The organism is Haloarcula sp. Atlit-120R, from assembly GCF_003665885.1.
Lineage (GTDB): Archaea > Halobacteriota > Halobacteria > Halobacteriales > Haloarculaceae > Haloarcula > Haloarcula taiwanensis.
Genome location: NZ_QPLN01000005.1, coordinates 162,088 through 174,331 on the forward strand (window position 1 = coordinate 162,088; position 12,244 = coordinate 174,331).

At 64.9% G+C, this 12,244-nt stretch carries 16 protein-coding genes; 8 read left to right on the forward strand and 8 right to left on the reverse strand.

The features are described from left to right. Positions 1–5: 5 nt before the first annotated feature. The 3 genes from DVK01_RS17400 to mct form a co-directional block, all read right to left on the reverse strand. Positions 6–566, reverse strand: coding sequence for a TATA-box-binding protein (locus DVK01_RS17400; RefSeq protein WP_004516850.1), 561 nt, complete (start codon positions 564–566; stop codon positions 6–8). A 202-nt stretch (positions 567–768) separates the two neighbouring features. Next, positions 769–1,209 (reverse strand): TRAM domain-containing protein, encoded by a 441-nt coding sequence (locus tag DVK01_RS17405; RefSeq protein WP_101349925.1) that lies wholly within the window; start codon positions 1,207–1,209, stop codon positions 769–771. Between the two features lie 70 nt (positions 1,210–1,279). Further along, entirely contained in the window at positions 1,280–2,470 is a 1,191-nt protein-coding gene (gene mct, locus DVK01_RS17410) for a succinyl-CoA:mesaconate CoA-transferase (protein ID WP_101349926.1), read from the reverse strand. A gap of 121 nt (positions 2,471–2,591) precedes the next feature. Between mct and glmS the strand changes: the two genes are divergently transcribed. The 5 genes from glmS to citE are packed head-to-tail and all read left to right on the forward strand — an operon-like array spanning position 2,592 to position 7,862. After that, a complete protein-coding gene (gene glmS / locus DVK01_RS17415; protein WP_121537752.1) occupies positions 2,592–3,032 on the forward strand; it encodes a methylaspartate mutase subunit S in 441 nt (146 codons plus the stop codon). A gap of 2 nt (positions 3,033–3,034) precedes the next feature. Then, complete coding sequence (locus tag DVK01_RS17420) at positions 3,035–4,498, forward strand: methylaspartate mutase subunit E (protein ID WP_101349928.1); 1,464 nt, start codon at positions 3,035–3,037, stop codon at positions 4,496–4,498. Further along, positions 4,488–5,756 carry a methylaspartate ammonia-lyase gene (locus tag DVK01_RS17425; RefSeq protein WP_121537754.1) on the forward strand — a complete coding sequence of 423 codons (1,269 nt, stop codon included), beginning with the start codon at positions 4,488–4,490 and terminating at the stop codon, positions 5,754–5,756. The genes DVK01_RS17420 and DVK01_RS17425 overlap by 11 nt, the downstream gene beginning before the upstream one ends. Then, positions 5,749–6,825 (forward strand): 2-methylfumaryl-CoA hydratase, encoded by a 1,077-nt coding sequence (mch, locus tag DVK01_RS17430; protein WP_121512394.1) that lies wholly within the window; start codon positions 5,749–5,751, stop codon positions 6,823–6,825. The genes DVK01_RS17425 and mch overlap by 8 nt, the downstream gene beginning before the upstream one ends. Then, positions 6,822–7,862 carry an L-malyl-CoA/beta-methylmalyl-CoA lyase gene (citE, locus tag DVK01_RS17435; protein WP_101349931.1) on the forward strand — a complete coding sequence of 347 codons (1,041 nt, stop codon included), beginning with the start codon at positions 6,822–6,824 and terminating at the stop codon, positions 7,860–7,862. Before mch ends, citE begins: the two co-directional genes overlap by 4 nt. A gap of 15 nt (positions 7,863–7,877) precedes the next feature. On the opposite strand, the gene DVK01_RS17440 is transcribed toward citE, so the two are convergent. Next, a complete protein-coding gene (locus DVK01_RS17440; RefSeq protein ID WP_121537756.1) occupies positions 7,878–8,996 on the reverse strand; it encodes a pyridoxal phosphate-dependent aminotransferase in 1,119 nt (372 codons plus the stop codon). A gap of 38 nt (positions 8,997–9,034) precedes the next feature. Then, positions 9,035–9,178, reverse strand: a complete 144-nt coding sequence (locus tag DVK01_RS22330) for a hypothetical protein (protein WP_198560230.1) — start codon at positions 9,176–9,178, stop codon at positions 9,035–9,037. 78 nt (positions 9,179–9,256) lie between these two features. Here DVK01_RS22330 and DVK01_RS17445 point away from each other — a divergent pair, with 78 nt between their 5' ends. Both DVK01_RS17445 and DVK01_RS17450 read left to right on the forward strand, forming a co-directional pair. Beyond that, positions 9,257–9,766: a CinA family protein gene (locus tag DVK01_RS17445; protein ID WP_101349933.1), complete on the forward strand. Its 510-nt coding sequence runs from the start codon at positions 9,257–9,259 to the stop codon at positions 9,764–9,766. Positions 9,767–9,802: 36 nt separating this feature from the next. Next, positions 9,803–10,309, forward strand: coding sequence for a metal-dependent hydrolase (locus tag DVK01_RS17450; RefSeq protein ID WP_121537758.1), 507 nt, complete (start codon positions 9,803–9,805; stop codon positions 10,307–10,309). Here DVK01_RS17450 and DVK01_RS17455 read toward each other — a convergent pair. After that, a complete protein-coding gene (locus DVK01_RS17455; protein ID WP_121537760.1) occupies positions 10,306–11,067 on the reverse strand; it encodes a PHP-associated domain-containing protein in 762 nt (253 codons plus the stop codon). The two genes, DVK01_RS17450 and DVK01_RS17455, sit on opposite strands and share 4 nt — an antisense overlap. 115 nt (positions 11,068–11,182) lie before the next feature. Between DVK01_RS17455 and DVK01_RS17460 the strand changes: the two genes are divergently transcribed. Further along, positions 11,183–11,482: a hypothetical protein gene (locus DVK01_RS17460; protein ID WP_004516837.1), complete on the forward strand. Its 300-nt coding sequence runs from the start codon at positions 11,183–11,185 to the stop codon at positions 11,480–11,482. A gap of 121 nt (positions 11,483–11,603) precedes the next feature. Here DVK01_RS17460 and DVK01_RS17465 read toward each other — a convergent pair whose 3' ends face one another. Both DVK01_RS17465 and DVK01_RS17470 read right to left on the reverse strand, forming a co-directional pair. After that, complete coding sequence (locus DVK01_RS17465; protein ID WP_121537762.1) at positions 11,604–12,041, reverse strand: transcription elongation factor Spt5; 438 nt, start codon at positions 12,039–12,041, stop codon at positions 11,604–11,606. Between the two features lie 4 nt (positions 12,042–12,045). Beyond that, positions 12,046–12,225 (reverse strand): protein translocase SEC61 complex subunit gamma, encoded by a 180-nt coding sequence (locus DVK01_RS17470; protein ID WP_004516835.1) that lies wholly within the window; start codon positions 12,223–12,225, stop codon positions 12,046–12,048. Positions 12,226–12,244: the final 19 nt, after the last annotated feature.

Sequence of the window (12,244 nt, forward strand, 5' to 3'; positions counted from 1 at the left end):
AGCCGTTAGTCCAGCAGACCGAGGTCGCTGAGCCGCTCGACGATAGTATCGACGGCTTCTTCGGCGTCTTCCTTTCGCTTGCCACCAGTGACGACGAGCTTCCCCGAACCGAACAGCAGCGCGACCACGTCGGGTTCGTCGAGCCGGTAGACGAGACCCGGGAACTGCTCGGGCTCGTACTCGATGTTCTCCAGCCCGAGCCCGATGGCGATGGCGTTGAGGTTGAGCGAACTCCCGAGGTCCGCGGAACTGACAATGTTCTGGACGACGATTTCCGGGTCATCGTCGACCTGGATGTTCAGGTCACGGAGCTTATCGAAGACGATGCGCAGGCTCTGGTGGACATCGTCCGTGGATTTCGCACCCGTGCAGACGATCTTGCCCGACCGGAAGATGAGCGCGGCGGATTTCGGGTCCTGTGTCCGATAGACGAGGCCCGGGAACTGCTCGGGGTCGTAGTCGGCGCCTTCCAGGTCCATCGCGACGCTCTCAAGGTCGAGTTCTTGTCCGATACCGGTCGAAGCAACGACATTTTCGATGTCAATGCTCTCTTTTGGGTCGACCATATAGTGTTTTAAATACCGGATTTAAATCATATAAACGTTTGTGATGCTGTGATTACTAGTCGTTCTTCGACCTCTACCACGTCCGACAGATTCCATTCAAGTAGGTGTCTGTCGGTTGAGCGCTTCTGCGTTGGCCGGGTATTCCTGCCCTTCAGGCTGCCGGCCCGGCCGTCACTGGGCCGCTAAAAACGAACCTGTAGCGCTATACGGTCCGACCGTCGTTGTCGACGACGCTCGCGAACGCGACGTTTTCCTGTACGGTCTCGATTTCGACGGTCGGTGAGTCGCCCGGTTCGCCGTCGGGGACGATGACGACGTATCCGCGTTCGACCTTGGCAATGCCGTCGCCCTGATCGCCGAGCGATTCGATGGTCACGTTTCGGATTTCGCCCTCGTCGACCGGCGGCTGCGGGACGCCAGTGTCGACCCGGCCCGGGTCGGTCTCCTGTTTGGCCGTCTGTGTCGGGGTTGCCGTCGATGAGCCGGCGTCGACCTGCGAAAGCAGGCCGACACGGTAGGTCTCGCCCGGTGAAACTGCGCCGTGGGAGACTTCACTTTTCGGAACTTCGACAATATATCGGTCCCCGTCAGTCTCTATTTGGGCACTGAACAATGTACTGAGCGCGTCTGGAACTTCGACCATAGCCTATTCTACGGCTCATGATAGATAATGGTCCTGCCCTGTTGTGGTGAAAATTGCCGGCAGTTGTCGATTAGTCGTCGCCTTCGACGCGATTCGTTTCTGTCCCGACCCCGGCTTCGTCGAGCAGTTCCGTCCTGTGCTCGTCTAGCAGCGGTGCGCGACCACTAGGTGAGGGCATCGTCTCGGTCATCTTTATCGGACTGCCAGCGATGGTCATCTGGCTCTCCGCGCCGGGTTGCTCCACCTCGGCGAGCATCTCCCGGTCGTGGATGTGGGGGTCTTCGAAGATGTCCGCGGTGTTCTGGACTGGCGCGGCCGGCACACGCCCTTCGAGCAGACCGAGGAGCGTCTCCGAGTCGATGGTGGCGGTCCAGTCAGCGATCTCGCGGCGCAAGGACTCCCGGTTTGCGAGCCGGCTGCCGGCGTCGGGGTAGTCCGCGGCGAGGTCCGGGCGCTCCATCGCCTCACACAGTGCCTCCCAGTGGCCGTCGGCGAACGCCGCGATGACGACGTGGCCATCGGCAGCCTCGAAGGAGTCGTACGGGAACAGCGTTGGGTGGGAGTTCCCCTGCCGGGTCGGTGACTCGCCGTCACAGGAGTACTGGTACACCGTCCGCTCACATAGTGACACCATCGAGTCGTACATCGCTGTATCGACGTATTGCCCTTCACCAGTACGCTCGCGGTGATGGACGGCCGCGAGGATGCCGACGGCGTTCAGCACGGCGGTGAAGAGGTCGCCGACGCCGGGGCCGACCTTCGTCGGCGGGCCATCCGACTGGCCGGTGATTTCCATGACGCCGCCCAGCGCCTGTGCAATGAGGTCGAACGAAGGCTGGCCCTGCCGGTGAGTTTCGCCCGTCCGCGGGTCGCCAAAGCCCCGGATCGAGGAGTAGATGAGGTCTGGGTTGTGTTCTCGCAGCGTCTCGTAGCCGCAGTCGAACTTCTCCATCGTGCCGGCCTTGAAGTTCTCGACCACCACGTCTGCGCGCTCGACGAGCGAAAGGAACGCCTCGCGGTCTTCATCGGCCTCCAGATCGAGTTCGAGCGAGCGTTTTCCACGGTTGACGCTCTGGAAATACCCGCCGTAAGCCTCTTCATCGCCGTCGTTCACGAACGGTGGGTTCGACCTGATGAGGTCGCCGCCGGGGCGTTCGACCTTTACCACGTCCGCGCCCATGTCCGCGAGCAACATCGTGCAGTACGGTCCGGCGAGGACCTGTGTCAGGTCGAGCACACGCAAGTCGTCAAGCGCACCCATGCAAAAACCACGACGGGGCGGCCGCATAAACCTTCTTGAACGTCCGTTATAAATTCTTTAAGGCCATATTATCATGAAAGACCATTAGGTTTATCACTGCCCGACGACGACGACGTAGTACATGCCCCGGACCGTTATCCTCGGCGTGATTGGCTCCGACGCGCACGTCGTCGGCATCACGATTCTAGAGCAGGCGCTCTCGGCCGCTGGCTTCGAGGTCATCAACCTCGGCGTCCAGACCGCACAGGACGAGTTCGTCTCCGCCGCGAAATCTCACGACGCCGAGGCGGTACTGGTATCCTCGCTATACGGGCACGCCCGCCAGGACTGCGAGGGGCTGCACGACAAGTTCGACGACGCTGGACTCGACGTGCTCACCTACGTCGGCGGGAACCTCGCCGTTGGACAGTCCGACTTCGAGGAGACGCAGGCGACCTTCCGACAGATGGGTTTCGACCGCGTCTTCGACGCGGAGACGGACCCGGAGGAGGCAATCGAAATGCTCCGCGAAGACCTGCAACTGACGACAACAGAGACGGAGCAGATCAGGGTTGACGGGTGACTATGCCAACTGACGAGCGACTCAGCGACGACCAGCTACAGCGCATCGCAAACGACCTCAGAGACAACTGGCACACGGGCCGCGAAGTCGACTTCGAGGAGGCTATTGCCTTCCACGAGTCACTGCCGGCCTCGAAACAGTTCGCCAAAGTGCTGGAATCCGCCGACCAGCCGCTCCTCCAGCCACGGGCGGGCGTTCCCTGCCTCGAAGAACAGATCGATCTGCTGCGGTACCTGCAGGACGAGGGTGGCGCGGACCTCCTGCCGACGACCATCGACTCGTACACGCGGGACAACGAGTACGAGAAGGCCGAGGAGGGACTGGCCGCCTCCCGCGGCAGCGACGAGAACGAACTGAACGGGTTCCCGGCGGTCAACCACGGTGTGGAGGACTGCCGCCGGCTCATCCGTGCGCTCGACGCACCAGTCGAGGTCCGGCACGGCACGCCGGACGCCCGACTGCTGGCGATGGTCACGCTCGCCGGCGGCTTCCAGAGTTTCGAGGGCGGGCCGATATCCTACAACATTCCGTACACGAAACGGCACGACCTCGCGACGACCATCGAGCACTGGCAGTTCGTCGACCGGCTCTGTGGGGCCTACACCGAGCGCGGCGTCACCATCAACCGCGAACCGTTCGGCCCGCTGACGGGCACGCTCGTCCCGCCGAGCATTGCCATCGCGGTGATGCTCGTCGAGGGGGAACTCGCTGCGACACAGGGCGTCCGGTCGCTCACGCTGGGCTACGGACAGGTCGGAAACCTCGTGCAGGACGTGGCGGCGCTGCGCGCCCTGCGGAAGCTCGGCAACGAGTACCTCCGTGACGAGGTGACAGTTACGACCGTCTTCCACGAGTGGATGGGCGGCTTCCCGCCGGACGAGGCCCGCGCTAACGGCGTCATCAGCCTCGGCGGCGCGACGGCGGCCGTCGCCCAGCCGGACAAAGTCATCACGAAGTCCGCCCAGGAATTCCAGGGCGTGCCGACGAAGGAAGCCAACGCGGCCGGACTGCGAACGACGAGACAGCTCATCGACATGATGATAGAACAGGACATCGACCTCGGGGGTATCGAAGAGGAACAGGCGCTCATCGAACGGGAGACGCGCCACCTGATGGACGCTATCTACGAAGCCGGCGACGGCGACGTGGCACAGGGGGTCATCAACGCCTTCGACAGCGGCGCGCTGGACGTGCCGTTCGCGCCGAGCGACGCCGCCAAGGGGGCGGTATTGCCGGCCAGAGACGACGACGGCCGGGTCCGCATTTTCGAGTTCGCGGACCTCGCGCTCCCTGACGAGATCAAGGAGATTCACGCCGCCCGGCTCGGCGAGCGGGCCGAGACCGAGGGCCGCGACCAGTCGTTCCGGATGGTCGCCGACGACGTGGACGCCATCAGCGACGGGAAGCTCATCGGGCGTCCAACGGGTGACAGCAAGCCCGCAGGGGGGGCCAGCGATGCGGATTGAGGACGTTCGAACAGTCCCGGGTCTGTCGGGCTTTTTCTTCGACGACCAGCGGGCCATCAAGGACGGCGCGACACAGTCCGGGTTCGCCTACGACGGCCAGCCCGTGACCGAGGGGTTCGACCGCATCCGCGAGGCCGGCGAGGCGCTCATCGTCGAACTCGAACTCGCGGACGGCACGGTCGCGACCGGCGACTGCGCCGCGGTCCAGTACTCCGGTGCAGGCGGCCGCGACCCGCTGTTCCGGGCCGAGGCCTACCGCCCGGTCGTCGAGGGGCCCGTCGCCGACGCCCTCCGCGGGCAGGATTCGACGGAGTTCGGGGCCAACGCGACGATGCTGGAAGAGATGAGCGCCCAGCGCTCGGGCGGCGACCAGCTGCACACGGCGGTCCGCTACGGTGTGTCGCAGGCGCTGCTGAACGCCGCCGCGCAAGCGCGGGGCGTGACGCCGACGGACGTACTTGCAGACACCTACGAGACCGAGCCGGCGACCTCTCCGGTCCCGGTGTTCGGCCAGTCGGGCGACGAGCGGCGTATCAACGCCGAAAAGATGCTCATCAAGGGCGTTCCGGTGCTGCCACACGGCCTGTTCAACAGTGTCGAGAAGGTCGGAGAGGACGGCGAAGGGCTGCGAGACTATCTCGCGTGGCTCTCTGACCGGGCGACGACGCTCGGGCCGGAGCCGTACTCGCCGCGCTTCCACGTCGACGTGTACGGCATCCTCGGCAAGGTGCTGGGCCCGCCGTACGACCGGACCGAGGTGATAGACTACTTCGAGACGCTTCGGGAGGCAGCCGCGCCGTATCCCCTACAAGTGGAGGGCCCGATGGACGCCGGCGGGCGGGCGGAGCAGATATCCCGAATGGCCGAACTCCGCGAGGGACTGGCCGATGCCGGCGTCGACGTGGACATCGTCGCCGACGAGTGGTGTAACACCTTCGAGGACGTGCAGGCGTTCGTCGACGCGGAGGCGGCCGACTTGGTCCAGGTGAAGACGCCGGATCTGGGCGGCATCCAGCGCTCGGCCAAAGCGGTGCTGTACTGCGACGGGACGGACACCCGCGCCTACGTCGGCGGGACCTGCAACGAGACGGTCACCTCGGCGCGGGCCTGCGCCCACGTCGCGCTGGCGACCGACGCCGCGCAAGTGCTCGCAAAGCCCGGGATGGGCTTCGACGAGGGCTTCATGGTGGTCACCAACGAGATGCGCCGGGCGCTTGCCAGACGAGACGCCGCCCGGGAGGTGCCGGCCGATGACTGAGTGGTCCGACCCCGACGCCATGGACCTCTCGGACGGCGAGACGTTCGACGCGCTGCTTGACCGCGCCGACACCCGGGAGAAGGGCCACTTCTTCGAGTTCTTCTCGGAGGGCGACGAACTCGCTCACGACCCCGGCCTGCGTCTCTCCCACCACGGCAGCGAGCAGTGGATGGGCCAGACGCTCAACCACGACCCGGCGTACTGGCGGGCCGACACCGCAGCGGAGCGCGGCTTCGAGAAGCGCCCGGTCCACCCGGACTACCTGCTGGCGTGCGTGATGGGCGTCACCGTCGAGGACCTCTCGGAGAAGGGCGGCTACTTCCTGGGGCGCGACGACGTGGAATTTCACAGACCGGCAACGGCAGGCACGCCGCTGTCGGTCACCTCGACCGTCGTCGACACACGTACGTCCTCGTCCCGGCCGAAGTACGGCATCGTGACGTGGGAGACAGCGGGCCGGAACCGCGAGACGGGCGAAACGCTGGTGTCCTACCGGCGAACGAACATGATTCCGCGCCGCGAGCCGGCGGCGACCGACGGCGGCGCGGTCGGCGAGCAAGACGAGGGCGGTCCGACGCTCCCCGACACGCTCCTCACGCCTGACGGCGAACGTTTCGAGGACTTTCAGGCAGCCCTCGACCGCGCCGACGCAGAGAACGCCGCCGTCGCCTACCGCCACGAGCGCGGGCGGACGATGGACGACCAGTTGGTCGCCGGCCTGCCGCTGGCGACGCTCAACACCGCGCGCCAGCACCACAACCGCGACGAGATGGCGGACTCGCCGTCGGGTGACATCGTCGCGTACGGCGACGTGACTCGCTCGATTGCGCTGGCCCACGCCCGCTCCGACGAAGCGACATACCGCGAGCAGCGGTTCGCTGACGAGCGGTTCCACGACTTCGTCACGCTCGGCGACACCGTCTACGGCTTCACGCGCGTCCTCGACTGTGACCCCGAGGCCGGGCCGGAGCGGGCCGGCGCGGTCACCTTCGAACACGTCGCGTTCAACCAGGACCAGACCCCGGTCTACTCGGGCCGGCGAACCGCACTCATCCAGCGAGACACATGACACGACTCTGCCGCACCTTCCAGACCGCACCGGCCGCGATACCGAACGACAACAGCGCGAAGTTCCTCGTTTCGGGGCTCACCAGCGAGGGGTTCCAGGCCCCCGACTGGCTCGTCCCCGACATCGAGGACGGCACCGCCCCGTCAATGAAAGGGGAAGCCGTCGACAACATCGTCGAGCACGTCCCCGACCACGCCGACGAGTTCGCTGGGGACATCCTCCCGCGCGTGGAGTGGGCCTACGACGACGCCGACGCCCGCGAACGCGGCATCGAGCAGGTGACTCGTCTGGCTGAGGCGGTCGGCGAGGAACTCGACGGCTTTGTCTTCCCGAAAACCGGTCGGCTCGACGACGTGCGTGACGCCGCGGGGGTCGTCGCCGACGCCGAGCGCGACGCCGGGCTTGCTGAAGGGACGCTGGAAATGGCAATCATTCTCGAAACGGCCCCCGGCCGCTCGGACCTCCGGGAAATCTGCCAGTACGCCGCCGAATCCCGGCTCTCCGGGCTCGTGTTCGGGCCGGTCGACTACACGGCGGAACTCGGCGGCCGCGCGCTCGACGGCGAGCGGCCCCGCTGGGACGGCCTGCTGGAGGCGCTCTCGAACGAGACGAGCGCGGCCGACATCGTCGCCATCGGCGGCCCCTTCGACCAGCTGTTTCACGAACGGGCCGGCGTCACCTACTACAACGCCGAGGGCTACGCCGACCAGGTCGAACACGAGGCGACCATCGGCATCGACGGCTCGTGGTCGCTCCATCCCAAGCAGACCGAGCAGGCCAACCGCATCCACATGCCCACGACCAAGGAACTGGAGCGGGACCTCCACAAGATAGAGTCGTTCAACGAGGCCAAACGGGAGGGGACTGGCGCGGTCGTCGTCGACGGCCAGATGGTTGACGAAGCGACCTACAAGAACTTCGCAAACACCGTCAAAACTGTCAGAGCTATCGACGAGACCCATCCCCCCCAGACCGAGGAGTACTACGATGACGACCTGCTGGCACGAGCGAGGGACGTGGAGCTTATCTTCGGCTAAGTCAGCAACAGCTTTTTATTCGAAATAGTTCGCCAGCCGTTGGGCTGCCTCGTCGACCCGTGGTGTCACCAGCGCAAACCTGACCCAGTCGCTTCTGGACTCGCCGAACGCTTCGCCGGGCATCCCGGCGACGCCGGCCTCATCGATGAGTTCGTACACGTTCTCGAACGACCCAGGGAAGTCGGGGAACCGCGCCATCACGTAGAAGCCGCCTTCTGGGCGGTTGTACTCGGCTCCGGCCGCCGCCAGCGCGTCACAGAAGGCGTCGACCCGGCCTTCGAGACGGCGTCGGCAGGCGGCGTAGTAGTCCGGGCTCGTCGTCTTCAGCGCCCGCAGGACGGCGTACTGGGCCGGCCGACTCCCGGTGACGTTCGTGAGCATGTGCTGGGTGCGAGCACGCTCCAGAAGCGAGCCCGTGGGACCGTCTTCCGGTGGGAAGATCGCGTAGCCGACCCTGAATCCCGTTATTGCCATCGTCTTCGAGAGGGAGTTGGTGGCGACGACGTGGTCGGAGTCGGCGTGCAGCGCCGAACTGAACCGGCCCGCGTAGTCGAAGTGGTCGTACACCTCGTCGCTGAGCAGCAGGGCGTCGTACTCCTCGGCGATGGCCGCGAACTCGGCTATCGCGTCGGCGTCGTACACCGCGCCGGTGGGGTTGTTCGGCGAATTGACGACGATGACGGCCGTCTCCTCGCTCGCGGCCGCCCGCAGGTCCGAGGGAGCGAGTCGGTTGTGGTCGTCGACCGGGACGAACGAGATGTCCGCGCCGATGAAGTTCGCCCGGCCGGCGTAGTAGGGGTAAACGGGGTCAGTCAGGAGAATCTCGTTGCCATCGAAGTAGTGGAGCCCGCCGGTCATCGCGAGGTGGTTCGCCTCGCCCGCGCCGTTGGTGACGAGGACGCGGTTCCGGTCCACGCCCCGCCGAGCGGCGATTTCGTCGCGGAGCGGCGTCAGCCCGACGCTGGGCGGATACTGGTAGTCGTCGGCTGGGGCCTCGGCGTAGTCCCTGAGCCCGTCCCGAAGGCCCTCCGGCGGGTCCCAGTCGGGATTGCCTGACACCATGTCCACCACGTCCCGGTCGGCCCGGGCCGCGTACTGCATGACCCGGAAGAACTGGGGTTCCGTGTAGTCCATACGGGTTCTGTGGCCGCCGGCCCCGTCTGTTTTTCTGTCTATTGGCGGACGTACAGCGTCAGCCCGCCAGCCGCCAGCAACAGCAGTCCCCACAGGAGGTCCGACCCCGGCAGGACCCAGAGGAACAGCGTCACGAGGCCCGACGTAACGAGTGACCAGCCAAGCGTCGTCTGATAGCTCATACCCGCAGTTGTGTCTCCGAACTGAAATACCCCGGCCTGCCATGAACGCTTATTCGCCCGTCACGACAACTACCGCCAATGGCAGACGACACAGCGAACCCAGTCGAGAAGCGCGTCGGCAAGCGTCTCCGAGAAGCTGATGCTACAGTCGCTACCGCGGAGTCCTGTACCGGTGGCCTTGTTGGCTCAAAAATAACGGACATCCCCGGCTCAAGCGACTACTTCGACCGCTCGCTGGTCACCTACTCCTACGAGGCCAAGCGGGAACTGCTGGCCGTCTCGCGGGAATCACTGGATGCTCACGGTGCAGTGTCAGAACCGGTCGCAGCGGAGATGGCTCAGGGCGTTCGCGACACCGCCCGAACCGACTGGGGCGTCGCCACGACCGGCGTCGCCGGCCCCGACGGTGGCACACCGGAGACGCCCGTCGGGACGGTCTACATCGCCGTCGCCGAGGCCGCGCCGTGGGGGACAAACGAGTCCGGCGTGACGGTGTCCCGCTACGAGTTCGACGGCACCCGTCGCGAGGTCAAGGCGGCCATCGCGACACAGGCGCTCCGGGACCTGGAAACCGCCTTACAGGAGTAGTAAGCCCTTTCAGTCGGGACACAGACGGTCAGGTAGATGAACAAACGTGGGCACGTCCTGAACGCCGTCCTCCTGAGCATCGGACTGGGGTACGTTCTCGACCCTTCGGGCGACGTGACAACTTTCGCGACAATCGCGGAAGTGTTTCTTCCCATCGTCCTGGGCGCACTGTTCCCCGATGTCGATACGGCCTTCGGCAAGCACCGCAAGACGCTGCACAACATTCCCGTCCTCATCATATTCCTGGCCCACCCACTGTATCACGGCGGCAATCTCCAGTGGGTGTGGCTCGGTGTCCTCACGCATTACGTGCTGGACTACTTCGGCTCCCGTCGGGGCATCGCGCTGTTTTACCCCATCTCGGACACGGAGTACGGCTCACCGACGGGCGTGACAACGTCCAGCGACCGCGCCGAAGTCGTTACTGTCGTGATTACCGTCTTCGAACTACTCGCGGTCGCCCTGCTCGTCCACGTCCTCCCGCAGTACCTGCCGCCGGTGGTCAGAACCTTCGTCGTCGACAACAGCGCATTTCTGGTTTAGTACACCTTCACCTCGTTGAACCGACCGTCGTACGCGACGTGGTCGGGGTGCGTCGGCTCAGTCCCCTGCAGCATCAGCCGGTCGAACTTGCCCCACGTGTTTTCTAGCCCCAGATGTGCCCACTCGACCGCCCGCCGGAGGTCGTGTGAGAGCCCGTCGCGATGGAACAGTGACCGCTCAACGTCGTTTTTCAGCGCCGTACTGAGCGCCGCCACGTCGTCGAACGCCTCGGCAAAGGTCACGTACGCCTCACCGACGGTCCCACGGACGTGGGCATACGACGAGACGAACGGCTCGTGACCGGTTTCCGACGTGAACGACTGCGCGCGGTCCCGGTGGTGGGCCAGTTGTTTGGGGTTGTACACCTCCAGCGCGTCGATACTGTCCTCATACGCTTCAATATCATCCAGTCCGAGACTGACGTTGAGAAAGCCGGGATGGGGGACGAGGACGGCGGCGTCTTGGCGGTCCAGCTCTCGCATCGCGCCGTCGAAGGTAATGAAATCTGGAATCGGCTCTTCGAGACCGATGGCCAGTACGTGCCGGCGCTGTTGCCAGGTGCCAGTAAAGATCTCTCTGGCTGGAAACACTGTCAGCTCTTCGTCGGAAAACGCCTCTGCTTGCTGCCGTATCTCCGGGAGCCGCGTGAAATGCGGCGCGTACACCAGCCCGTCGAGGCCACGTGCCTTCGCGCGCTCGACGACCCGGTCGTCGAGTACTTTCACGTGGAGATCAACGGCGTACCCCTCGGGTTGCACGGTCGACGCTAACTCCGTACTGCCATTAGGGGTTTCCGTTTCGGCAGTCTGCGAGACAGACGGCTGACAGGTGGCAGCCAACGTTTTTAACCCCGCGTCGCCTGCCACTGAGCAAATGCCACGCTGGGAGTGCGACATCGAAGGGGACGACAGACAGTTCGACCGCGTCGAGGAGCTCATCATCCACCAGTCGGTCGAACACGACCGCATCGAGTGCAAGGTCTGTGGTGCCGTTGTCCCCGACGGCTACTTCGCTATCAAGCACGCGTTCGACGAACACTCCCGCGCGGAGTACGTTCGCGCCTACGACGCCTCCGCCGCCGAGGTCCGCCGCCGCGAACAGATCAAGGAGTCCGTCGAGGCCGCCGCCAACATGAGCGAAGTCATCGACCGACTGGAAGGCGGCGAAGCGTAGCGACTGCCGTTGTGTTACCGCGTCGCCTGACCTGCACAGTGGTGACTGGAAACCAGTTTGAAACCGCTATGTGATCGCTTTTCCGCGGCGTACACCGCTCCGATTCGGGTTGAACGGAGAGCTATCGCTCTTCGGAGTCAAGAACCCGAATCTGGTCACCACGCACGGTAACCGGAATCGGGACCGTCGCCTCGTACAGTTCGACGGTGACCTGGTCATTGCCCTCGTCGATGCGCTGGACCTGTGCCTTCTCGCCCTTGAACGGGCCGGCGATGAGTTCGACGATGTCGCCCTCTGCGATCCCTTCCACGTCCGGTTTCGGGGAGAGGAAGTGCTCGACTTCCGCCATCGAGGACTCGCCCTGCACGACGCCGTTAGCGTGGGGAATCTCGTCGAGGATACGGTCGAACACCGCAGCGTCGTCGGCTTCCACCATCACGTAACTCGTCAGCGAGTCCGGCGCGAGCGCGGCGTGAATCTCGTCTTCTTCCCGGGAGATGATCATGTCCGCGACGGTGCGTTCCTGGCTGGCCGTGGTTTTGACTGCGTAGATACCCATCGGTTTACACCGGCTTGCTGCCTGGTACGAAGGTCATCACGGCGAAGATGATGAACCCGAGCAGTCCGACCAGCGCGATGCCCGCGCCGGCGATTTTCGCGATCTGGGAGAACTCCTCCCACGACGGCGTACTCGCCAGTTTGAGTACGCGGATGTAGGAGGTGAGATCGTATGGAACGTCCATAGCGGGTCGTACCCACTGG

Excerpts from the sequence above, each read along its gene's own strand:
- DVK01_RS17400 (WP_004516850.1), bottom strand. The coding sequence starts at position 566 with ATGGTCGACCCAAAAGAGAGCATTGACATCGAAAATGTCGTTGCTTCG.
- DVK01_RS17405 (WP_101349925.1), bottom strand. The coding sequence starts at position 1,209 with ATGGTCGAAGTTCCAGACGCGCTCAGTACATTGTTCAGTGCCCAAATA.
- mct (WP_101349926.1), bottom strand. The coding sequence starts at position 2,470 with ATGGGTGCGCTTGACGACTTGCGTGTGCTCGACCTGACACAGGTCCTC.
- glmS (WP_121537752.1), top strand. The coding sequence starts at position 2,592 with ATGCCCCGGACCGTTATCCTCGGCGTGATTGGCTCCGACGCGCACGTC.
- DVK01_RS17420 (WP_101349928.1), top strand. The coding sequence starts at position 3,035 with ATGCCAACTGACGAGCGACTCAGCGACGACCAGCTACAGCGCATCGCA.
- DVK01_RS17425 (WP_121537754.1), top strand. The coding sequence starts at position 4,488 with ATGCGGATTGAGGACGTTCGAACAGTCCCGGGTCTGTCGGGCTTTTTC.
- mch (WP_121512394.1), top strand. The coding sequence starts at position 5,749 with ATGACTGAGTGGTCCGACCCCGACGCCATGGACCTCTCGGACGGCGAG.
- citE (WP_101349931.1), top strand. The coding sequence starts at position 6,822 with ATGACACGACTCTGCCGCACCTTCCAGACCGCACCGGCCGCGATACCG.
- DVK01_RS17440 (WP_121537756.1), bottom strand. The coding sequence starts at position 8,996 with ATGGACTACACGGAACCCCAGTTCTTCCGGGTCATGCAGTACGCGGCC.
- DVK01_RS22330 (WP_198560230.1), bottom strand. The coding sequence starts at position 9,178 with ATGAGCTATCAGACGACGCTTGGCTGGTCACTCGTTACGTCGGGCCTC.
- DVK01_RS17445 (WP_101349933.1), top strand. The coding sequence starts at position 9,257 with ATGGCAGACGACACAGCGAACCCAGTCGAGAAGCGCGTCGGCAAGCGT.
- DVK01_RS17450 (WP_121537758.1), top strand. The coding sequence starts at position 9,803 with ATGAACAAACGTGGGCACGTCCTGAACGCCGTCCTCCTGAGCATCGGA.
- DVK01_RS17460 (WP_004516837.1), top strand. The coding sequence starts at position 11,183 with ATGCCACGCTGGGAGTGCGACATCGAAGGGGACGACAGACAGTTCGAC.
- DVK01_RS17465 (WP_121537762.1), bottom strand. The coding sequence starts at position 12,041 with ATGGGTATCTACGCAGTCAAAACCACGGCCAGCCAGGAACGCACCGTC.
- DVK01_RS17470 (WP_004516835.1), bottom strand. The coding sequence starts at position 12,225 with ATGGACGTTCCATACGATCTCACCTCCTACATCCGCGTACTCAAACTG.